We start from the raw sequence: 24405 nt of genomic DNA on the forward strand, positions 1-24405 counted from the left end.
TCTTAAATTAAGTGTAAAATATTACTTTTGCGAATGCAACAAAAGGTACTTATTTTAGATTTTGGTTCGCAATACACACAGTTAATTGCGCGTAGAGTTAGGGAACTCAACATTTTTTGTGAAATTTTCCCTTATAACAGTAAAAATTTTACCATTGAAAACTACAATGCTGTGATTCTTTCTGGAAGCCCATTTTCTGTGCGATTTGAAGATACTCCGTATCCAAATTTATCGAATATTAAAGGTAAATTACCTTTATTAGGCATTTGTTTTGGAGCGCAATTTATAGCGCATAATTTTGGAGGAAAAGTAGCAGCTTCTAATACACGTGAATATGGAAGAGCTAATCTTTCTTTTGTAAAAGAAAATGAATTATTTTTTGAAGAGGTTAGTGAAGGTAGTCAGGTTTGGATGAGCCACAGTGATACCATTGTTGATTTACCTAATAATTGTGAGTTAATTGCGAGTACGCATGATGTTGTAAATGCAGCATTTAAAATTAAAGAAGAAACTACTTACGGTATTCAATTTCATCCAGAAGTATATCACTCGAAAGATGGATTGAAAATTTTAGAAAATTTCTTAGTTAAAATTGCTAGTATTGAACAAACTTGGACACCTGACTCTTTTGTTGAATCAACAGTAGCCAAATTAAAAGAAAAACTAGGGAATGATAAAGTAGTATTAGGTTTGTCAGGAGGAGTAGATTCAACAGTAGCTGCCGTTTTGTTGAGTAAAGCAATAGGCAATAACTTATATTGCATTTTTGTAAATAATGGATTATTGCGAAAAAATGAATTTGAAAATGTATTGGAGCAATACGAAGGAATGGGATTGAATGTAAAAGGTGTTAATGCTTCGGCACGTTTCTTGAAAGAGCTTAAAGGAGAATCTGACCCAGAAGGAAAACGAAAAATTATAGGTAGAGTTTTTATTGAAGTTTTTGATGACGAAGCTCACTTAATAGAAGATGTTAAATGGTTAGCACAAGGAACCATTTATCCGGATGTAATTGAATCTCTTTCAGCTACAGGTGGACCATCAGCAACTATAAAATCACATCATAATGTTGGTGGATTACCCGATTTTATGAAGTTAAAAATAGTTGAACCTTTAAAAATGCTATTTAAAGATGAAGTTAGAAGAGTAGGAAAATCATTAAAAATTGATACCGAACTGTTAGGGCGACATCCATTTCCTGGACCTGGATTAGGAATTCGTATTTTAGGAGATATTACAGCTGAAAAAGTAAGAATATTACAAGAAGTTGATGCTATTTTTATTAATGGTTTGAAAGAGTCAGGTTTGTACGATAAAGTTTGGCAAGCAGGAGCGATGTTACTTCCTGTAAATTCAGTTGGGGTTATGGGTGATGAAAGAACATACGAAAAAGCAGTTGTTTTAAGAGCGGTAGAATCCACAGACGGAATGACTGCTGATTGGGTAAATTTACCGTATGAATTTTTACAAAAAACATCAAATAAAATAATAAATAGTGTTAAAGGCGTTAATAGAGTAGTGTATGATATAAGTTCTAAACCGCCAGCAACTATTGAATGGGAATAAATTTTAAAACTAAATTTCATTTATGAAAAAAATAAAATGGTTACTACTTTTCCTTTTTTTAAGTACTGCAATAATTTTTGCACAGCAAAAAAAGTACGTTTCATATACTGTTAAAAAAGGAGAAACAATAAAAAGTATTGCAAAAACCTATAAAATGTCAAAAAGGGATTTGCTACGTTTAAATCCAGGAGTTAGCAAAAGACCTAAACCAAATACTGTAATAATAGTTCCCAATAAAAATTTTGGTAGAGTTGTTAGAAATACAAATAAAACAAATGAAAAATTATATACAGTTAAACCTAAAGAAACATTATTTGGCATTTCGAGAAAATTTGGAGTTCACATTGATGAATTAAAAGCCATTAACCCTACTTTAAAAGAAGGTTTAAAAATAGGGATGAAATTGATTATTCCTAAACCGAGTATTACACAAGAAAAGGATTCAATTAACTATGTACTTCATAGGGTGGTAATTGATGACACTGTTTATAATTTAGCAAAAAGGTTTGAAGTAACAGAAGAAAGTTTATTGAATTTAAATCCTATTTTAGGTGAGGGCTTAAAGTTGGGGATGTTATTAAAAATTAAACCTGTTGAAAATGATGAGAATACAATAGTTTTTTTCAAAGAAAATTTAAATCTCGATAACGAATTGAATGTAGTTTTTATGCTTCCTTATCAATTAAATAAATTAAATGATTCAATTAGAGAAGTTAATTTTAAAAAAAGTAATTCATTATTAAATTACACTACAGATTTTCATTTGGGTACAATTATGGCAATAGATTCCTTGAGGCAAAAAGGATTGAAAATTAATGTTCGGTATTTTGATACTGAAAATTCAGATTATAAAGTACAATATATTGTAAATAAAAACGATTTTAAAAATGTTGATGTAATTATTGGTCCACTGTTTTTTGATAAAGCACAGTGGGTTTCAAAACATACTAAAACATCGGTAGTATCACCGTTATTTTCTAAAAAACAAATGCTATTTTCAAAAGAAAACTTGATAAAAGCATCTCCTGGTTTAAAGGTTTATGAAAATAAATTACTAACTTATTTGGAGAAAATATATAGCGGAGAAAATATAATTGTAGTTAATGATGAAAACCCTAAAAATCAATCAAAACTTTGGAGAATTGTAAACAAACTTAAATCTTTTGACTCTATCCAAAAAATTTCTGTTGTAAAAATAAAAGAGGGTTTTATTGATAGTGAGCTTTTTAAAACAAAGCTAGATACACTAGGTAGAAATTGGGTAATTATTAGCAGTGATGAAAAGGTAACTACCTCTGCTGCAATAAATAATTTAAAAACGTATGTTGAAGATGTTGATATTCAGTTATTTGCATTAAATAAAGGTAAAAATTTTAACAATATTAGCAATAGTTTTTTAGGGAAGTTAAATTTTGTTTTCCCAACTTCAGAATATATAAATATTGAAAATGCGAATGTTAAACGGTTTTATGATAAGTATAAAGCTAAAAATTATGCATTACCTTCAAAATATGTAATAAGAGGTTTTGATGTTACTTATGACACTTTAATTAGGCTTGCTAGCCTAGAAAATCTTAAAGAAGGATTGAAAGCAGGTAAATCAGTAAGAGTATCTCGTGTTTTTAATTATGAAAAAGAGTTATTAGGTAGTTTTGAAAATACAGGTGTGTTTTTAATACAATACACGAAAGATTTAACACCTATTGTAATTGAATAAAATTCCAAAAAAAAATGCACAGTTTTTAAATTGTGCATTTTTTACTTTTATACGGTAATAAATTACATTTTCTTCATTTGTTGTTTTAGCATTTTAATTTGATCGGTTAAAACACCTTGAGAATCTAATTTTTTTGCTTCATTAATTAACATTGTAGCTTCTCTTTTTCTTCTTTTAGACATTGCAATACCTGCTAATTGTAATTTTGCCATTGCTATGTCATGCTTCATACTAAGTCCTAATTTTAAGGCTTTCTTAAAAAACTTTTCAGCTTGAGTAAGGTTCGTTTGCGAAACTAAAATTCCGTGTAAAAAGTTAAAATAACCTTCTTGTTTTTGAACTAATGCACTACTTGGATTTTTAATATAGGCAAGCCATTTACTAGCACCGGCAAAATTTTGCTTTCTTAATTGCCAAAAGGCCAATAATATAAATTCATTTTTAAAATAAAATAGCACAAAAATACTAGCAAGTAATACTAAAGAAATACCATTCATTATATTTCCCTCAATAAATTGAAATATTGCCAAAACTAAAATTCCTGCTGCAATTACTAATTTTATATACTTATTAAACATTGAATGATAAATTTTATATGGTTTGCAAAGTTACATCTTTGCAGTGATTATATTTATTTTTTATAATATTTTTTATATTTAAAATAAGCAAATACGGAAATAATAGCAACCATTAGAATTGTATAATACACAAATATAGGTGTAATAACTTTATCTCCACTTGCATACGAATGTAAACCAGATAAATAGAAGTTAACTCCAAAATAGGTCATTAAAATTGAGGCAAAAGCAGCAATTGAGAATAAATTAAATGTGAATTTACTTCTTAAACCAGGAACTAATCTTATATGGAGAACAAAAGCGTAAATCATAATACTAATTAAAGCCCAAGTTTCTTTAGGATCCCAACCCCAATACCTACCCCAGCTTTCGTTGGCCCATTGTCCTCCTAAAAAGTTTCCAATAGTTAACATTACTAAACCAACGGTTAGGGACATTTCGTTAATAATGGTTAGCTCTTTAATCATAAGATTCACCTTTCCTTTATTCTTTTTAGTAGTTAAAATCATTAAAATTAAAGAAATCAATCCCAATATCATACCCAGGGCGAATGGGCCGTAGCTTGCTACTATAATAGCTACATGAATCATTAACCAATAAGAGTTTAAAACAGGGACTAAATTTGCAATTTCTGGATCCATCCAGTTCCAATGTGCAACCATTAAAATAAAAGCCGTTAAAAAAGCTGTTGCTGCAATGGTCATAGATGATTTTCTTCCGAAAATTAATCCAAAGAGCATTGTAGCCCACCCAACATAAATCATAGATTCATAAGCATTGCTCCAAGGTGCATGACCACTCACTATCCAACGAGCAATTAAACCACCAGTATGCATTAAAAATAAACCTACTATAATTGCTGTACTCACTTTTATTAATAATCGTACAGTTTTATTGTTTTTAAATATTTGAAATATTACAAGAAAAAACATTAGAGTTCCTATGTACATATAGTAGCTATATAATTTCTTGAAAATATTATATTTGTTGTAGGTAATTTCTAATTCAATTTTCTTTTCAGAAGGATAAACAGCACTACCATATTTTTTTTGAAATTTTATTATTCCAGCAAGAATATTATCAGCATTTAAATAATTATTTGTTCTACTAGCCTCTGACAGTGTTTGTAAGTAAAGAGGTAATAATTGTTTTACATAAAGAGAATCTTGTCCTTTAAAATCATTAGTCTTTAAGGCATTTTGAGAAACCCATTTATTAGTAGGGTCATTAGGAATGGGGAATATTTTTAAAATATCTCCCATTAGGGCTGAGTACAGTAAATTTATTCTTCTATCAACATTTACAATATCTTTTTCAAATTTGCTTTTAATTTGTGATTTTTGAGCTTTTTGTTGCTCTTCAGCTAGTTTATAGGTGCCTTTTAAATCAAAAAAGTTAGCAAGTGAAGCATATTTGTTTTCATGCGGAATACCAATAAGGTCTCTTAACCTTGTATCCCCTTTTTCAATGTAAATTATGGGTATTTGAAACCAAATTCTTGGATTTTGTTGAATGGATAAAAATACTTGAGTAGCATTCATATCTTCATAAGTATCGTGTTTACTAACTTTTCTAAGTAATTCAGAGGCATAGGTATGAATGGGTTTCATTCTACCTCCTGCATCTTGTATTACTAACTTGCTAAATTTTTCAGCATGTTTTAAACTTATTTTATTGGCAGTTAGCGCTGAATCTATTTGTACTTTACTCATTACAAATTTATGATTCTGAGAAAAGGCAATTGATGTTATTAACAATAAAGTGATAGTTGTTATTGCTGCTTTTTTATCTCTAATTTTTTGAAGACTTTTTCTTAAAAAATCAAAACGTGTATTTTTCATGAATAAGATTAAAATTAAGCCGGCATACAATAAAAAATAACCAATATAAGTAATTGTAGAGCCCCAAAAATCATGATTTACAGATAAGCGAGTTTCTTCATATTCAGGTGTAATGTTATAACTAGATTGAAAGAACTTGTACCCTTTGTAATTTAAAATGTTATTCATAAAAATTCTAAAATCAAAAGTTTCATTGGGGTCAATTACTGTAACCTCACTAGCAAAAGACATAGCACTTTGAGAACCGGGGTAATTATCTAATTGAAAATCATTTAATTTAATACTAAAAGGTAATTTTAATTGTTTAGCACCATAACTTATTCTAAAATTTAGATTTCCAACAGAAATTTGTGTTGGTTGTTGAATGGCATATTTTCCGCCTTTTACTTTGAGGTGTTTGGTTTCATTACCAGTTGTAACATCAAATTCTAATTGAGCAAGAGCGTTTTCATCTTTATTACCTGCAATAGTTTTATAAGTTCCTTTAAGGGGGTTACTAGGAACTACAAATTGAAGTCCTGCTAATGAATGAAGAGATAGTAATGATAAATCTTGTAAAGAATCTTTAACTATAAATCCATTAAACTTATCTGACATTCTAAAAAATGTTCCTTCAGTAGCAGATTTTAGTTTTAATTTTCCATCAATAGTTTTAAAATCTAATGTGCTTTTAATTGGTGAGTTAAAACCAACAGTTATACCGTGTATAATTTCGGTATTACCATCTTTTATATAGTGGTCATGTCTGCCTCCTGAACTTGACTCTACAAAATGAAGATATTCATTTCCATTTTTATTTATTTCAAAAACCTCTTTTGCATTTGGTATGTAATTTGTGAGTTTTACAGAAACATCTATACCTTTAAAATCAGTTGTATATTCATAATTGTTTTGTCCTATTGCTGAAAATAGGATATTGTGGTGTATTGGTGTTTTTTGTTCTTTACCATCATTAATATTAATGTTAATATATGTTTTTTCAGAAAAGAAAGTGTCACTCACTTCACCTTCTTTTATAGGCATAATACCTTCATAACTTATATAGCGAGTAATTCCAGCTCCAAGTAAGATTAGAAAAAAAGAAGAATGAAAGAGAAGTACTACTAATTTTTCTTTTCTAAATAATTTATATTTAAAAATATTTCCAAAAAAATTGATAGCAAAAAGTATCATAATTCCTTCAAACCACCACGCATTGTAAACTAAAGCTCTAGCGGTTTCTGTTCCAAAGTCATTTTCAATAAATGTTCCTGCTCCCATTGCTACTGCAAAAACAAGAAATAAAATTGCCATTAAACGTGTTGAATAGATAAGAGAAAGAAATTTCTTCATTTATGTAAGATTTAATAAAAATAAATTTTGTGCGAAGTTAATGATAATTGTCATAAAATGGATTATTAATCATAATTTTAAGAAAATATTATACTTAAATAAGTTAAGTGCAAATATATATGTAACATATATTACAATTAATGATTATTATCATTAAAAAAACACTTAAAATAAAATTCACCTAAAAAATAAATTTGTAGTTTTACCAGTAGAAATAGAAATGTTAGAATGAAAAATTTAAGCTTTTATAAACATAACTTCAAAATTTATTTAAATATAAAGCGTCCTGAGTGTTTTAATTAGATCTTCTTTTTTAAAACAATTTTCACTATTATTACCTTAACCTTATTAAAAATAAATTTATTATGGAATTACCATATGCAGAACCTTATAAAATTAAAATGGTTGAATCTATCAACCGATCAACAAAAGAACAACGTTTAAAATGGATTAAAAAGGCAAATTATAATCTTTTCAATTTAACTTCAGATAAAGTATTTATAGACTTGTTGACTGATTCAGGAACTGGAGCAATGAGCGATAAACAGTGGGCAGAAATGATGATTGGAGATGAAAGTTATGCAGGCTCATCATCATTCTTAAAACTAAAGAAAACAGTAAAAAAAATTACAGGATTTAAATATTTTTTGCCAACACATCAAGGAAGAGCTGCTGAAAATGTTTTATTTTCAGCATTGGTCAAAGAAGGAGATATTGTACCGGGTAATTCTCATTTTGACACTACCAAAGGGCATATTGAATTTAGAAAAGCAACTGCTATTGATTGTACTATTGATGAAGCTTTTGATACCTCAAAAATTCATCCTTTTAAAGGAAATATAGATATTCAAAAATTAAAATCAGTATTTAAAAAATATCCAGCTAAAAAAATACCGTTAGTTATTTTAACTATAACCTGTAATAGCTCAGGAGGTCAACCAGTTTCTGTGCAAAATGTAAAAGAAGTTTCTAAATTATGTAAACAGTACAACGTACCACTGTTTTTTGATTCTGCCCGTTTTGCTGAAAATGCATATTTTATAAAAAAACGCGAAAAGGGTTATGAAAGTAAAACAATTAAAGAAATAGCAAAAGAAGTTTTTTCTTATGGAGATGGTATGACTATGAGTGCTAAAAAAGATGGATTGGTTAATATGGGTGGGTTTATAGCACTTAATAGCAAAGAAATTTTCAAACAAGCCACCGTTTTTAATATTATGTTTGAGGGTTTTATTACTTATGGAGGGATGAATGGTAGAGATATGGGGGCTTTAGCTATTGGTTTAGACGAAGCAACTGAATTTAATTATTTGGAAAGTAGGGTAGAGCAAGTAGCATATTTAGGAAATAAATTGGTTGAATTTGGAGTTCCTGTACAACAACCTATTGGAGGTCATGCTATATTTTTAGACGCAAATAAATTTGTTCCAAATATTCCAAGAGAAGAATATAGAGCACAAGCTTTAGCTATTGAAATTTATGTTGTTGGAGGAATTAGAGGCGTAGAAATAGGTACTGTATTGGCCGATAGAGATCCAATTACAAGAGAAAATAGATATCCAGAATTAGAGCTGGTACGTTTAGCTGTTCCAAGAAGGACTTATTCAAATAATCATATGGATTACATTGCTGTAGCTTTAAAAAATATTTATGATACTAGAAATGAGGCAAAAACAGGGTATGTAATTACTGAGGAAGCACCCATAATGAGACATTTTACAACAAAATTTAAAAAAGTTTAATATCTTATTATCTTTTTTTAGTAGTTTTGTTTATATAAACAGTTAAAATTAATCCATTTTATGTTATCAAGAGCAAGCAAGTATGCAATTCTATCTACATTATATTTAGCTGAACACTCAAGTAAAGAAAAAAAAATAAGTGTTAAACAAATCGCAGATGAAATTGATGTACCGAGTCCCTTTTTAGCTAAATTATTTCAACAACTAGTACACGCTAAAATAATTTCATCAGTAAAAGGGCCTAATGGAGGGTTTTTTATTACCCCCAAAAATGGAAAAAAAACGGTTTGTGATATTATTGAAAACATTGACGGTTTACATAAATTAAATGAATGCTTTTTAGGTTTGCACGAATGTGATTCTAAAAATCCTTGTCCGGTTCATTTTATTGTAGAGCCATTTAAAAATAGTATTTTAGGAAAGTTTAGGGATAAATCAATTCTAGAATTCTCTAAGGAAGTGGCTGATAATGGTCGTGTGCTAACACTAAAAAATATTGATTTAGAGTAATAATTTTGATAAAGTATGATTTTTATCATACTTTAGTTGAAGTATTAAATATACTTTAGCACCCATTAAAAGATAAAAAGGTCTTTTAATAGGTGAATTAAGAATAATTAACCAATTAAACTCGTTAAATATGTTATCTAAAAAACAAGCAAGAGCATTTTTTTTGGGGGGGACACTTGTAACATTTCTTGTATTTATAGGACTTACAGTGTATTCTTTATCAAAAGGAAATGATCAAACAAACAATGAAAATCTTACTGCAGAAGTGGTAAGAGGAAAAGAAATTTGGGAATCTAATAATTGTATGGGGTGTCATACAATTTTAGGAGAGGGAAGTTATTATGCCCCTGAATTAACAAAAGTTGTTGACCGTTTAAATGAACAATATAATGGAAATGGTGAGGAAATTATTAAAGGAATTTTAACATCAAAAACATCTTGGCAACCGCATGGAAGAAAAATGGTAGCTTATGGAATGACTGAAGCAGAAGCAACAGACGTAATATCGTTCTTTAAATGGATTGGCGAAATTGATTTAAACGGTTTTGAAAGAATAGTATCTCCACTAGCAAAAGATAGAATTAACAACTAAACAAAAATATTATGAAATATAAATCACAAAAAGTAGCCTATTGGTTTTTTGCGCTTTCAATGCTATTATTAGTATTACAAATTGTATATGGGTTTATCATGGGGTTTGCACATGCAGGATATGATGGCTTACACAGTATTATTCCTTTCAATACAGCAAAAGCAGTTCATCTTAATTTACTGGTAGTTTGGTTGTTATCTGGTTTTTTTGGAGCAGCCTATTATATTATCCCAGAAGAAGCACAACGAGAATTAGTAAGTGTTAAATTAGCTTATGTTCAATTAATTACTTTAGCTTTAGTTGGTGTTGCAGCTATTATAGGCTTTCACTTTAATTATTGGGAAGGGCGTAAATTTTTAGAAATACCTCGTCCACTAGATTATTTAGTGGTATTAAATGTACTCTTATTTTTGGGGATAATTTTAGTTACTTTATTTAAAGGTAAAAGAAGAACTACCACAGCATTAGTACTTTCAATGGGGCTTTTGTTTGCAGCATTACTGTATTTACCAGGAATGATAACATTTGATAATCAAACTATGGATTCTTTTTTCCGTTGGTGGGTAGTTCACTTATGGGTTGAAGGTGTTTGGGAATTGATAATGGGAGGTATTTTGTCTTTCTTATTAATAAAAATAACGGGTGTTGATAGAGAAGTTATTGAAAAATGGCTGTATGTAATTGTTGGATTAACATTTTTATCAGGAATTTTAGGGACTGGTCATCATTATTACTATATAGGAGTAAACAAAATTTGGCTAATTGTTGGGGGAATATTTTCAGCGTTGGAGCCATTAGCATTTTTAGCAATGGCATTGTTTGCAGTGAACATGTATAGAAAAGGAGAAAAAAAACATCCAAATAAATTAGCATTGTATTGGACATTAGGGGCAGCAATTGTTTCATTTGTTGGAGCTGGTTTATTGGGTTTTGCTCATACATTACCACAAACAAACATTTACACTCATGGTACTTTAGTAACAGCCATGCATGGTCACCTAGCATTTTGGGGAGCGTACGCAATGATTGTGTTTGCAATTATAAGTTATAGTTTACCAAATATGACAGGTAGAAAATTATATGAAAGTGCCATAGGAAGAGCCGCTTTTTGGTTGTCAAATATTGGTATGGTTGGTATGACTGTTGCTTTTGGTGTTGCCGGCGTTGTACAAGTATACTTGGAGCGTAAGCTAAAAATGAACTTTATGGTAGTTCAACAAGAAATTGAAGTTCATTTTATTGTTTTAATTATTTGCGCTACTATTTTTGCAACAGGTATTACACTTTTCATTATAGACTTCTTTAAGCACGGTACTCCTACAGATGAAGCAATAGAAAGTGAAAGTTAAATAAATAACGATTTTTTTAGATTGATTGCCAAGCCACTAGATTAAATTTTAATATATTTAATTAAGTGGCTTTGGTTTTTATTTGAAAATTAAAATTACTGTATAATAACTCATCATATCATTGAGTACTAAATTGATAAATTAAAATCTTAGAATATTTCCGTAAATAATAATTTGATTTATTTAAAATAATTACTAAAATTAAAAACTTTTTCATAAACTGATATTAATCATACAATTAACTATTTTTCAGTTTTAAATTTGCAATATAAAGATAAAAAGGTCTTTTAATACAAATTAAAACTAATCAATAAAAATGAAAAAATTAAATTTATTGGGACTCGTACTTTTAGTATCATTTATTACTTTTAGTTGTAAAAACACCAAAGAAGAAAAACGCCCTAAAAATGACAAAATTGTTCAGAATGGAGTTACACTTACAAAAAAAGAAATGGAGAAAGGAAGTACTCTATTTTTTGACAGATGTGCAGGCTGCCATGGCTCTTCAAGGAAAGGGGCAACAGGGCCACATTTATTGCCTATTGCACCGAAAGGAGATAATAGACCTGGCACAACGCTTCTAGGTGTTGCAGGTATTCGTGCTTTTATAGAAAATGGAACACCAGCAGGCATGCCAGAATGGAAAGGTATATTGAGTGAAGAAGAGATAGAATTAATGACACGTTTTTTGCAAGTAGATCCACCAATTACACCTCCATTTGGTTTAAAAGAAATTAAAGAAACATGGAAATTAATTGTTCCTGTAGCAGATAGACCTACGAAACCACAGCACACTAGAAATATTAATAATTACTTTGGTGTAATTATGAGAGATGCAGGTAAAGTAGCTATTATTGATGGTGATACTAAAGAAAAAATAACTGTCTTGAAAACAGGATTTGCCGTTCATATTTTAAGAACATCAGCTTCAGGAAGATATATTTATTCTATAGGTAGAGATGGTAGAATTACAATGATTGACACCTATCCTAAAATTCCGAATATTGTTGCAGAAGTTAGAGAGTCTTTTGACGCTCGATCTGTTGAAGTATCAAAATACAAAGGATATGAAGACAAGTACTTAATTGCGGGGGGGTATAATCCTAGTCATTTTGTTATTTTTGATGCGCAAACTTTAGAACCAATTAGTGTTACTAGCACAAGTGGTAAAGCATGTGATGGAAAAAAAGAATTTATAAAAGAGGCGCGTGTAGCTGCAATAGTAGCTTCACATACAGATCCTTTATGGGTAATAAATATTAAAGAAAGAGGTATGGTAGCTTTAGTTGATTATACAAATCCTAAAGAACCAAAAGTGACAGAAATTCCTACAGCAAGATTTTTACACGATGGAGGCTGGGATGCTACAGGACATTATTTTTTAGTAGCAGCAAATGCCAGTAACAAAATTGTTGTAATTGATGTGCCCAATAAAAAGTTAGTTAAAATTATTGAAACAGGAATTAAACCTCATCCAGGTAGAGGAACTAATATTAAAAATAAATTGGGCAGCCTTTGGGTAACATCTCATTTAGGAGAAAATAAAATATCTTTTATTAAAACTGATAAGGGACCAGGACGTTGGACAGTTGTAAAAGAGGTTAAAGCTCCTGGAGTAGGTGGTGGCGCTTTATTTGTGAAATCTCATCCAAAATCTAAACACCTTTGGGTTGACAGAACATTAAACCCTGATTCTGATTTACATGCTTCCGTAGATGTTTTTGATACACAAACTTTTGAACATTTAAAAACCATAACTATGCCTAAAGGTGTTGATGGTCGTATGGTACATATGGAATATAATGAAGCTGGAAATGAAGTTTGGGTATCTGTATTTATGGGTAAACAGAGCGCTCTTTTAATTTATAATGATAAAACATTAAAATTGAAAAAGGTAATAAAAGAAGATTGGGTGCAAAATCCAACAGGAAAATTCAATATCTACAATACAACACACGATATTTATTAACTTAATTTAGGGACAATCTATATGGCTGAAAATTCAGTCATATAGATTTAAAATTCACTACAATGAGGACTAATTTAATAGCCTTTGGGGTGCTATTGTTTTTTTTAAACTTGACATCAGCTCAAATAAAAACAAAAGAAAACAGTAAAGAAGGTGGTAAAACTGAACAGTTAGAAGAAGTAATAGTTACCGCTCAATATGCACCTCAATCAGAAAAAAATGCAGTATATAAAGTCAAAATTATAAATTCTAATACCATTAATAGAAAGGCAGCAAATAATTTAAGAGAGTTGTTACAGCAAGAATTGAATTTAGATTTAACACAAAATTCAGTTTTTGGAACTAGTTTAGAAATACAGGGTATATCTAAGGAAAATATTAAAATTTTAATTGACGGTGTACCTGTTATTGGACGTTTAAACGGTATTATAGATTTAAACCAAATTAACCTATCTTCAATTGAAAGGGTTGAAATAATTGAAGGTCCTGTATCTGTTTTTTATGGTACCGATGCTATGGGAGGTATTATAAATCTTATTACCAAAAAAGAACAAAAAGAAAATGTAGAAGCGAATATATCTTCTTACATAGAAAGTATAAATGCTACAAATATCAATGGAGAGATAGGTTATAAATTTAAAAACAATACAATACGCTTTAATAGTGCTTACTACCATTTTAATGGTTTGAATACAAATAAATCACCACGTAATTTAAATTGGGAAGAAAGAGGTCAATACTTTGGTAATTTGATGTTTAGCAAAAAATTAGAGAATTTAACATTGCGTCTAAATAGTAATATTTCTAATGAAAAATTGATTTCTCTTGGAGAACCAGACAGAAGAGGTAATATTAAAGATATAAACTACTTTACCAAACGTATTGACAATTCATTAAATGTGCAAGGTAAAATTCTAAAAAATAAATTCATAAATGTAGTTGCTTCTTATCTGTATTATCAGAGATATCACGATACTTTTATTGTTGACCCAGTAACTTTCACAAAAACACAATCCACAGCAGATATTAAATCTGAAAATATTGTTAAATACAATTATGGAGGACTTAGAGCTCAGTTGGGCAAAAGCAATTTGTCAGACAAAACTAATTATGCTTATGGAGTAGATTATTACAAAGAAAATTCAATTGGTAATAGAATTTTAGATAAAAAACAGTCTATCAATACATTAGCCTTATTTGGAAGTTTAAACTACAAACTTCTAAAAGGACTTGAAATTCAACCAGCATCAAGATATACTTGGAACAGTAGCTACGGAAGTTTATTTTCACCGGCTTTAAATATTAAATTAAAGTTTAATAATAAAAACCAAATACGTTTTTCATACGCACGAGGCTTTAGAGCACCATCTATAAAAGAATTATTCTTAGACTTTCATATAAATGCAGGACCTTTAACATATATTATTTCTGGTAATGAAGATTTAGATGTAGAGAAATCACATAGTTTTAATTTGTATTACTCCTTTAATAAAGATTTAGAAAATAAAAGGTACATTTCTATTGAGCCATCTATTTTCTACAATAATATTTCTAGTCTCATAGCTTTAAGTGAAATGGTAGATTTTAAAAGAAATTATTTAAATATAGATAAATTTAAATCAATTGGTGGTAAAGTAAATTTTCACTATAAAACCAAGGATGTTCTCTCTTTAAAAGCAGGTGTTTCGCTTATTGGTAGGTATAATAAGTTTAATGAAGCTTATAATACTCAACAATTTTTTTACTCTCCAGAATTTTCGGCAAACATTAATTATAAAATTAAAAAGATTCATTTAATAATTGATGTCTATAACAAATTTACCGGTAAAAGAGATGGTTTTATAATTGATAGTAATACAAGTACAATTGTTAAAATAACAAGAGCAAGTTTTAACAATCTTAATACTACTTTTTCAAAATCATTTAATAAGTCAAATATTAGAATAGCTATTGGGGTTAAAAATGCTTTAGACATCAAAGATATTGAAACGGTAAATGAAGTGGGACAAGCACACTCAAGAGATTTACAACTTTGGGGACGCTCTTTCTTCTTTAAAACAACATATAATTTATAATACAATTAAATACAAATAATTATGAAAAAAGTAATTTATTTAGCAGTTCTTTTAGTGCTTTTATCAACGTCTTTAAGTGCACAACAAATAGATTTATCAGCTGAGGTGAGGCCTCGTTTTGAAAATAGACATGGTTTCAAAACCTTAATAAATACAAATGTAGATGGAGCAAATTTTATTTCACAACGCTCACGTTTAAATTTTAATTTTAAAAATGACAAATTAAAATTAGGAATAGTACTTCAAAATGTACGTGTTTGGGGAGATGTTGGTACGCTCTCTAGCAAAGATACTCAAATAGCTTTTCATCAGGCTTGGGCCGAAGCTATATTGTCAAACAAAGTTTCTTTAAAATTGGGACGTCAAGAAATTGTTTATGATGATCACCGTATTTTTGGGAATGTAGGTTGGGCACAACAAGCTAGAAGTCATGATGCCCTTTTGCTTAAGTTTATACCCAATAAAAAGAATAGGTTAGATTTAGGTTTCGCAGTTAATGCAGATGGTCAATTTTTAACTGACGCATTGTACAGTAATGCAGCGGGTTACAAATCTTTTCAATACGCTTGGTATCATACTCTATTTAACAACAGTTCATTAAGTTTATTATTGCTTAATACAGGTATTGAATATTTAGACGGTAATAGTAATCAAACAGTAGACTATATGCAAACTATTGGTGGTCGTTACGTTTATAAATCAGGAAAGTTTAATGCCAATGCAGCAGGTTATTTACAGTCTGGAAAATCACGTAACGCCAATGTAAGCGCAGGTTATTTTGGCGCAAATTTAGATTACAAAGTTACAAGTAATTTTTCTCTTGGTATTGGAATAGATTATCTATCTGGTAAAGATATGAACGATTCTAGTACAGATATAAAATCGTTTGCCCCACTATTTGGTACCAATCATAAATTTAATGGTTGGATGGATTATTTTTACGTAGGAAATCACGCTAATTCTGTTGGCTTAACTGATGTAAATGTAACTTTAGCTTACAAAAAAGATAAATTTTCGGCTAAATTAATACCTCACTTCTTCTCTGCACCAGCTAATGTTTACAACAATTCAACAAAGATGGATAGTAATTTAGGAACGGAAATTGACTTGGTTTTAGGGTATAAAATTGCTAGTGACATTATGTTTAATGTTGGCTACTCTAGAATGTATGCTACAAGCAGTTTGGAAGTATTAAAGGGTGGCGATAAAGATGAAAATAATAGCTGGGTATGGATGATGATTTCATTTAAACCTAAATTATTTTCGTCGATTAAAAATAATTAAAACTATATATTAGCATCAAGTTCAAAATTTGAATAATTATTAGCATATAATTACTATAGCTAAAATTTGTAGGCCTAACAATAACAGCATACTTTTGTTAAGTATCCTTTTAGTAATTACGTCTAAAAAAAGAAATTTAAAATATGAATACATTACCTTATTATAGAGCAATAGGAAAAGAAATAGAAATATTTGAACATTCATATAAAAATAAGATTCCATTTTTATTGAAAGGGCCTACAGGAACTGGGAAGTCCAGATTTATAGAGTTTATGGCTCATAAGCTAGATAAAAAATTGATAACTATAAGTTGTCATGAAGAAACTTCTTCAACCGACTTAATAGGTAGGTATATTATTAAAGGTGCTGAAACAATTTGGTTAGATGGACCACTAACTACAGCAATTAAAGAAGGCGCAATTATTTATTTAGATGAAATTGCGGAAGCTAGGCCAGATGTTATTGTTGCAATTCATTCACTAACCGATCATAGACGTGAATTATTTATTGATAAATTAGGAATAACTTTAAAAGCACATCAAGATTTTATGTTGGTAGCCTCTTTTAATCCGGGATATCAAAAAGGATTTAAAGAATTGAAACCTTCAACCAGACAACGATTTATAGCAACTTCTTTTGACTATCCTGAAGCTAAAATTGAAGCAGAAATCTTAGTAAATGAAACAGAAATTGAAATTGGAGTAGCCAAAAAATTAGTTAATATAGCTACTAAAATTAGAAATTTGACAGAACTTGGTTTGGCCGAAACAGTTTCTACACGATTATTGGTAGATGCGGCAAAGCTAATTCATAGCGGATTGCCAAAACGACTTTCAGTTGAGGTAGCTGTTGTTGAGCCTTTAACCGATGATTTAGAAGTTGTTGAAGCACTTAAGGATTTATGTAATTTAATGATTTAGAAACCGTCATCCTGAACTTGTTTCAGGATCTCATCAAATTAATAATAAAGGTGGCTGAGCAGAGTTGAAGCCAAAAAATAAATAGTAAATTACCAATGTTCGAACCCGATGAATATATCTTTACAAAACTTGCGTATTACTTTAAACGGCGTAAACGTAAAAAGGAAGAAAGTAATATTCATGCTGTAAATTTAGATGATTTAAAACCACGATTAACTATTTTTGCTAGGGCAATAACAGGTGAAGCTATAGAAATATTTGAGGCGGAAAGAGAAGGCGGTTATAAAAACAATAATTTTTTCCTTCCTTCAAAATATTCCGATTTTAAAACAGTTGATGAAAATATTTCTTTCTATTTATTTAGAATATTATATCTATCCATTCAAAAAAATTTAAATTTAAATTGGCTTGATAAAACGGAACATGAATTACTAGAATCACAACAAAAAGCCAACGAAACGTCTTCAATTGTTTTAGAAACGTTATTTCAACAATTTCCTATTACAAAAAAACAGCATAAAAAACTTATTCAATTTTATTCAAAAAATATAAAGAAGAATTCCGAAGCAGATTTTACATTTATTTATGGAAAATGGATGCGTAATAATCCTGAAGAAGGTTTAAAAGATAAACTTAAAAATTTTACGGATAAAGTAAAAAAGGGAAAAGAAGAAAAGCCAAAAACTATTTTAAAATCAAAAGCTGTTGAAGAAATAATTTCAGTTCAGGTAGATGAAAAACAACGAGAAGATGCCACTACACAACATCAATTTGAAAAAGTGGAAACAGCTGATGAATTTGGTGGGAATTGGAGAGATATGGATGGAGATGATGATTTAAAAGATCACGAAAATGCTTTAGACGAACTAAATATGAAATATACAGTTCGCGTAGATGATACGGCACATTCTGTATATCAAGCAGATTTTGTGGAGAATACAACAGTTTCGGAAAGTGCAGAAATAGATAGCACAGGATACCATGTGGTTTATGATGAATGGAATTATACAAAACGAAAATATAAAGAAGGTTTTTGTAAAGTATATCCTAAAACCCTTTTAAAAACAAACGTTTCCTATTATAAGAAAACGATTAATCAAAATAAATCAACATTAATTGGCTTGCGAAAAATGTTAGCTACAGTTAATAATAAATTGCTACAACAGCGCCGCCAAACTCAAGGTGAAGAGTTTGATATTGACGCCATAACAGATTTGTTTGTTGATGTGCATTCTGGGCATACACCTTCCGAAAAAATATACCTTTCTAAACGCAAAAAAGAAAAAGATTTATCTATTTTATTATTGCTAGATATTAGTTTGTCAAGTGATGGATATGCCGCTGGAAATAGAGTAATTGACGTTGAAAAACAAGTTTCTATTTTATTTGGTGAAATTTTAAATGAATTTGACATCGATTTTTCGATAGATTGCTTTTACTCTAAAACAAGAAATCATTCTACATACTTAACTATCAAAGATTTTGATGAAGATTGGGATAAAGCTAAATTTAAAGTGGGAGCTGTTGAACCTAGTGGTTATACTAGAATTGGTGCTGCTTTACGCCATTCTGGAGCTATGTTAGACAAGCGTGATACTAAAAATAAATGGGTTATTTTAATTTCAGACGGCAAGCCAAACGATTATGATAAATACGAAGGAAAGTACGGAATAAATGATGTTAAACAAGCCTTGAGAGAATTGAATGAACGTCAAATAAACTCGTATGCTTTAGCTATTGAAGCACAAGCCAAATATTATTTACCACAAATGTTTGGACAAAACCACTATCAAATTTTAACGACTCCTGTTGAGCTCCTAAAATCATTGGTGCTTCTCTATGAAAAAATAAAACATCAATCTTAAATAGGCTTATAGAGGTCGGTATTTAGCTACATATGAAATGATAAAACAGGAGTGTTAAACAAATAAATTTTATAATTTGTTTGTTCTAGCCTTTCCGCTTCGCTCAAAATAAACTAAAGTTAAGAACTATATCAAATATTAATAGGTCATGACTGTATTTGATTTGATACAAATAAAGATAATTGCTAAATTAATAATAGGTAATTATCTACAAATCTCGGACTATTTAGGAAGCCATTTTTTTTATAAAATTTAACATAATAATAAAAGATAAACAAGTCTTTTATTGTTACCTTTGTACCCATATAAAATAGAATAATGGATATATATAAGGAACAAACAGTTGCAGAAGTGGTGAGTGGAAATGTGGGTGCGGACCATGTTTTTAGTAAATACAACATAGATTTTTGTTGTGGTGGTAATGTTACACTTGAAAAGGCTTGTCAAGAAAAAGGAATAACATTTGAAGTTTTAAAAAAGGAAATAGAAACACTAGTTAATAGTATTAGTAATGAAACTAATTTTAGTGAAATGGATGAAATTTCTATAATTAATTATGCTCAAAATGTATTTCATAATTATTTTAAAGAAAATATTCCACTAGTATCGGCATTAGCACTAAAAGTTGCTGAAGTTCACTGGAAACAGCATAAAGAAGTTATAGAAATAAATAATTTGTTCAATCAGATTGTTCCTGAATTGAATGAACAAATGGCAGCCGAGGAAAAGAACCTTTTTCCTATATTAAAAAAGGAAACCTTGCAAAGAAAAGAAACAGAATTAAAATCAGTAGTAAAAACTACTCAAAATATGGAAAATGTTGATAAACAAATAGGAGTTGTTTTTAAACGTTTAGCAAATTTAACAAACAGTTATACACCGCCTGTAGGTGCCTGTAATACTTTTAAATTGTTGTATGAAAAATTACATGAAGTTGAGTTGAAATTACATAATTACATGCATTTTGAAATAAATATTTTATTTCCTAGAGTATTAAAAAAATTAAAATCGTAAGGTGAGGTCTAACCTTAATATCAAACTAAAAAAATAAAAAAATGAATTCATTTTTACCTACGGTAGAAAAATTACCAGAAGGGCATCCTGTAAAAGTATATTACAAAGAAAGTGCCTTAATTCAAGAGCTATTATTAGAATTATATAATGTGGATCCTGTAGCTAATTTTCAGAAGTATTTTAATATTTTCAATCAATTAACTACTATTGAAAAACGTTTTGTACGTAAAGAAAATCAGTTATTTCCATATCTAGAAAAACACGGTTGGGAAGGGCCAAGTCAAGGAATGTGGTCTTTTCACGATAATTTACGAGAGCAAATACGTTTGTTAAATAAATATAACGAAGAAAAGAACACCACAAAAATTATTGAAAATTTACCTTATTTAATTGAAGGAATTAAGCGTTTAATGAGTATAGAAGATACGCGTTTATTTCCAAAAGCAATGGACTTACTTTCTGAAGAAGATTGGAAAGAATTTTATATCGGTGATGAAGAAGTAGGGTGGATGTTAACTGAAAAACCAGCACCTTATCCTGCAATAATAAAAGAAGAATACGTACATCCAAGTGAAGATTTTACACAAAGAGACTTGTCATTTTCTTTAGATAATACATTTCATTATGATGAAGGCTATATGACTCCTGAACAAGTAAACCTTTTATTGAGGTTTTTACCAATTGATATTACCTATGTTGATGAAAATGATAAAGTAATATTTTACAATAGAGGAGATGATCGAGTTTTTTCTCGTAGTAAAGGAATTATTGGTCGTGAAGTTCGTTTTTGTCATCCACCAAAAAGTGTAGATATGGTATTGCGTATTGTAGCTGAATTTAAAGCAGGAACAAAAGATGTAGCTGAATTTTGGTTTAATTTTAAAGGTAGAATCATTCATATTCGCTATTTTGCAATCCGTGATAATGAAAAGAATTATAAGGGTGTTATTGAAATGTCACAAGATATTACAGATATTCAAAAATTAGAAGGTCAAAAACGATTGTTAGATTGGGATTAAACTTAAAATAATAGTGATGAGTGTGCAACAAATAAATCATAAAAGTATTTACTATCCTCCTGGAGGAATTTTACTGTGGATTCTTATTTTTTTAGAATTAATTACTTTTGGCGCAGCCCTAATTGCAATGGTAGTTTATGGCAAACAAGAGCCAGAAATGTTTCATGCTTCACGATTGCATTTAAATACAACTATTGGTACTATAAATACAATTGCTCTAATTACTAGTGGATTTTTTATGGCACTATCAGTGCAGTACTTTAAAGAGAATAATCTAAAAAAATCTTCCTTATTTTTAAAATTAACCATGTTAGGAGGTGTGTTCTTTTTAGTTTTAAAAGGATTTGAATACTATGAAAAAATAGAAGTAGGTTTAACTATTGGTTACAACACTTTTTTTACATTTTATTGGCTATTAACCTTATTTCATGTGATTCATTTATTGGTTGGATTGGTAATTTTGTTGTTTATGCAACGCGATTTAAATAAAAATAAAACCAACGCTAATATAGAAGATGTTGAAGCAAGTGCAGCTTTTTGGCATATGTGTGATTTAATTTGGTTATTGCTATTTCCAGTAATTTATTTAATCTTTTAACCATGGAAAAATTACGATTAGTAAAAGTTTGGATTTTCTTGGTGCTGTTAACAATTTCTTCAGCATTAGTTAGTTATAATTTTCCACATTATGAATATATAATCACTATAATTATAGGATTGACGATTGTTAAATTTTTAGGAATTTCTTTCTTTTTTATGGAGCTTAGAAAGGCAAATTCTTTTTGGAAAATAGCCGTTATTATTTATTTATTACTATTTTCAACAATAGTAACGCTAATTGTTTAGATTTTAATATTTGGTATAGTTCGTTTTATAGAGGTAAGTAGATACCTATTGTTTCAAATGATAAAACACGGAGTGTCAAATACATAATATTTCATAATTTGTCAGGTTGAGCCTTTCAACTTCGCTTAAGATAAACTAAAGTCGAGATTTATATTAAATATAAATAGGTCTCGACTGCGCTTGACCTGATACCAAATAGTGGTATTTTTATTTTATGACATTACCTATGGATTTCTATTAAATTTTAATGTAATTATTTTTAATTTAAAACAGAAAACTCAATACTTGAAGAAGTAAAAACGGTATGTGTTTGCGTTTTAAAATCGTCTTTGGTTGCTTTAAAAATATTGTCAACATATGTTTGTGGATTTAAATCTATCAAAGGAAACCATGTACTTTGCACTTGTATTTGTAATTTATGCCCTTTTTTAAACGTGTGGTTAATATCTTGTAATTTTATGTTTACAGCTGTTTTTTTATTAGGGACAAAAGGCTCAGGATAGGTAAAACTATTTCTAAACTTACCTCGCATCACTTCGCTGCGTACCATTAAATAATAATTACTCATTTTTAAATGGTTTTGCATACCTTTTTGTTCTTTTGCATCTGTAGGAAAAACATCAATAACTTTTACAATCCAATCGGCATCTGTACCCGTTGTTGCTACTTTCAGTTTAGCTAAAATTGCTCCCACTAAAGTTATATCTTCTTCTAAAACAGGAGTTTCAAAAACCAATACATCGGGTCTTCTTGCAGCAAATCGTTGATCATCAGTCATATATTTCCGTGGGGTAAAAACTGTTTTAATATCTTCAGAATAAGGTACAGGTTTTTTGATATCACTTATAAATTGAATACCCGTTTCTTTTTCTTTGGTAGTGGTTAATTGTTGATCTTCAGATAAGTACAGCATTTCTTTTGCAGCTTTTTTAGGTGGCCAAGTGTCGTAACTTTTCCATTCTTTTTTGCCAGAATCATACACATAAGCTTCAGGTAATCCTGAGTTTTTAGAACCGTCTCCTTTTAAAAAGTGATTAAAAAATTTAGTTTCTATATTTTTCTGATAATTGATAGCTATTGAATCGCCAAAATAGAAATTCCCAACGCTATTTCTAACCTTGCTTCTTGCCCATTGCCCGTGACTCCAAGGTCCAAAAACTAAGGTGTTATAGTTATTAGGATTGTATTTTTCTATGGTTTTATACGTTTCTAGTGCGCCATACAAATCTTCGGCATCAAACTCACCGCCAACAACCATAGTTGCAACATGTGACTTGATGTTTTTTAAGTGCTGAATAATTCCTTTTTTTTGCCAGTTTTCGTCGTAATTTGGATGATTTGTTAATTCTTTCCAAAAGAAATCTTCATTTAAATTAGAGGTATTCAATTTTGAATTATCTAATTTTTCATATTCAAAATAATGATTGAGATTACTCAATGGACCTGCATCTAAAAAGAATTGATATTGATCTTTGGTATTTAGTTTAGGGAGCTTGTACCAAGCAGTGTCTGTTGGTTTATCTTTTGGAGTTCCAAATAAAGAGGTTGCTCTAAAATAACTTAATAAATAAGCACCGTTATGGTGAAAATCATCAAAAAAGAAATCGCCTATACTTGCTTGTGGTGAGGCAGCTTTTAATGCAGGGTGCGCATCAATAGTAGAGCAGGTAGCGTAAAAACCAGGGTACGAAATTCCCCAAGTACCAACATTTCCATTGTTATTCTCTACATTTTTCACCAACCAATCAATAGTATCGTATGTATCAGAACTTTCATCAATATCAGTATTATCTTTTTTATTTGGGATATACGGACGCATATTTACATAAGTTCCTTCACTCATCCATCGTCCGCGTACATCTTGATATACTATAATATTCCCTTCTTTCATTAAAATAGCATTAGGGCCAATTTTTTTTCTAAATATATCAGCTCCATAAGGTTTACAGCTATAAGGAGTACGTTGCATAATAATAGGATATTTTTTGCTAGTATCTTTTGGTGCATAAATTACGGTAAACAATTTAACACCATCACGCATAGTAATGGTAGTTTCTGTTTTTGTGTAATTATTTTGGACGTAATTGTTTTCTTGTGAGTTTGAAGATTCAGACTTGGAGCAACTAATTATTGAAAAAGTAAGAAATACAATAATTAGTGTTTTAAAAGCGTAGTTTTTCATGTAA

Annotated in this window: 18 protein-coding genes; 15 read left to right on the top strand and 3 right to left on the bottom strand. The window is 29.6% G+C overall.

Annotated features, from left to right (window positions below):
- Positions 1–33 precede the first annotated feature (33 nt).
- Complete coding sequence (gene guaA, locus Lupro_RS11555) at positions 34–1566, top strand: glutamine-hydrolyzing GMP synthase (RefSeq protein ID WP_068210433.1); 1533 nt, start codon at positions 34–36, stop codon at positions 1564–1566.
- Between the two features lie 22 nt (positions 1567–1588).
- Entirely contained in the window at positions 1589–3283 is a 1695-nt protein-coding gene (locus tag Lupro_RS11560) for a LysM peptidoglycan-binding domain-containing protein (protein ID WP_068210436.1), read from the top strand.
- A gap of 62 nt (positions 3284–3345) precedes the next feature.
- Here Lupro_RS11560 and Lupro_RS11565 read toward each other — a convergent pair whose 3' ends face one another.
- Both Lupro_RS11565 and Lupro_RS11570 read right to left on the bottom strand, forming a co-directional pair.
- The gene (locus tag Lupro_RS11565) at positions 3346–3861 is read right to left on the bottom strand and encodes a hypothetical protein (protein WP_068210439.1); all 516 of its coding nucleotides are present in this window, start codon (positions 3859–3861) and stop codon (positions 3346–3348) included.
- 53 nt (positions 3862–3914) lie between these two features.
- Entirely contained in the window at positions 3915–7034 is a 3120-nt protein-coding gene (locus tag Lupro_RS11570; protein ID WP_068210443.1) for a cytochrome c biogenesis protein CcsA, read from the bottom strand.
- Positions 7035–7399: 365 nt separating this feature from the next.
- Here Lupro_RS11570 and Lupro_RS11575 point away from each other — a divergent pair, with 365 nt between their 5' ends.
- The 13 genes from Lupro_RS11575 to Lupro_RS11635 all read left to right on the top strand — a co-directional run bounded on the left by Lupro_RS11575 (position 7400) and on the right by Lupro_RS11635 (position 22219).
- Entirely contained in the window at positions 7400–8776 is a 1377-nt protein-coding gene (locus Lupro_RS11575) for a tryptophanase (RefSeq protein ID WP_068210444.1), read from the top strand.
- Positions 8777–8836: 60 nt separating this feature from the next.
- Positions 8837–9286, top strand: coding sequence for an RrF2 family transcriptional regulator (locus Lupro_RS11580; RefSeq protein ID WP_068210445.1), 450 nt, complete (start codon positions 8837–8839; stop codon positions 9284–9286).
- A 130-nt stretch (positions 9287–9416) separates the two neighbouring features.
- Positions 9417–9878, top strand: coding sequence for a c-type cytochrome (locus Lupro_RS11585; protein WP_068210447.1), 462 nt, complete (start codon positions 9417–9419; stop codon positions 9876–9878).
- Positions 9879–9889: 11 nt separating this feature from the next.
- Entirely contained in the window at positions 9890–11227 is a 1338-nt protein-coding gene (locus Lupro_RS11590; RefSeq protein ID WP_068210450.1) for a cbb3-type cytochrome c oxidase subunit I, read from the top strand.
- 316 nt (positions 11228–11543) lie between these two features.
- Positions 11544–13196, top strand: coding sequence for a nitrite reductase (locus Lupro_RS11595; protein ID WP_068210453.1), 1653 nt, complete (start codon positions 11544–11546; stop codon positions 13194–13196).
- Between the two features lie 62 nt (positions 13197–13258).
- Entirely contained in the window at positions 13259–15271 is a 2013-nt protein-coding gene (locus Lupro_RS11600) for a TonB-dependent receptor plug domain-containing protein (RefSeq protein WP_068210456.1), read from the top strand.
- 21 nt (positions 15272–15292) lie between these two features.
- Positions 15293–16555: an alginate export family protein gene (locus tag Lupro_RS11605; RefSeq protein WP_068210459.1), complete on the top strand. Its 1263-nt coding sequence runs from the start codon at positions 15293–15295 to the stop codon at positions 16553–16555.
- A 143-nt stretch (positions 16556–16698) separates the two neighbouring features.
- Entirely contained in the window at positions 16699–17475 is a 777-nt protein-coding gene (locus Lupro_RS11610) for a CbbQ/NirQ/NorQ/GpvN family protein (protein WP_068210462.1), read from the top strand.
- Positions 17476–17570: 95 nt separating this feature from the next.
- Entirely contained in the window at positions 17571–19340 is a 1770-nt protein-coding gene (locus tag Lupro_RS11615) for a nitric oxide reductase activation protein NorD (protein WP_068210465.1), read from the top strand.
- A gap of 318 nt (positions 19341–19658) precedes the next feature.
- Positions 19659–20354 (top strand): DUF542 domain-containing protein, encoded by a 696-nt coding sequence (locus Lupro_RS11620; RefSeq protein ID WP_068210469.1) that lies wholly within the window; start codon positions 19659–19661, stop codon positions 20352–20354.
- Positions 20355–20395: 41 nt separating this feature from the next.
- On the top strand, positions 20396–21373 hold the full coding sequence (locus Lupro_RS11625; RefSeq protein WP_068210472.1) for a DUF438 domain-containing protein: 978 nt from the start codon (positions 20396–20398) through the stop codon (positions 21371–21373).
- A 16-nt stretch (positions 21374–21389) separates the two neighbouring features.
- On the top strand, positions 21390–21971 hold the full coding sequence (locus Lupro_RS11630; protein ID WP_068210475.1) for a cytochrome c oxidase subunit 3: 582 nt from the start codon (positions 21390–21392) through the stop codon (positions 21969–21971).
- 2 nt (positions 21972–21973) lie between these two features.
- Positions 21974–22219, top strand: a complete 246-nt coding sequence (locus Lupro_RS11635; protein WP_144439144.1) for a cytochrome C oxidase subunit IV family protein — start codon at positions 21974–21976, stop codon at positions 22217–22219.
- 259 nt (positions 22220–22478) lie between these two features.
- Here Lupro_RS11635 and Lupro_RS11640 read toward each other — a convergent pair whose 3' ends face one another.
- Positions 22479–24401 (bottom strand): CocE/NonD family hydrolase, encoded by a 1923-nt coding sequence (locus Lupro_RS11640; protein ID WP_068210482.1) that lies wholly within the window; start codon positions 24399–24401, stop codon positions 22479–22481.
- Positions 24402–24405 lie beyond the last annotated feature (4 nt).

The sequence above is a fragment of the Lutibacter profundi genome, from assembly GCF_001543325.1.
GTDB classification, from domain to species: domain Bacteria; phylum Bacteroidota; class Bacteroidia; order Flavobacteriales; family Flavobacteriaceae; genus Lutibacter; species Lutibacter profundi.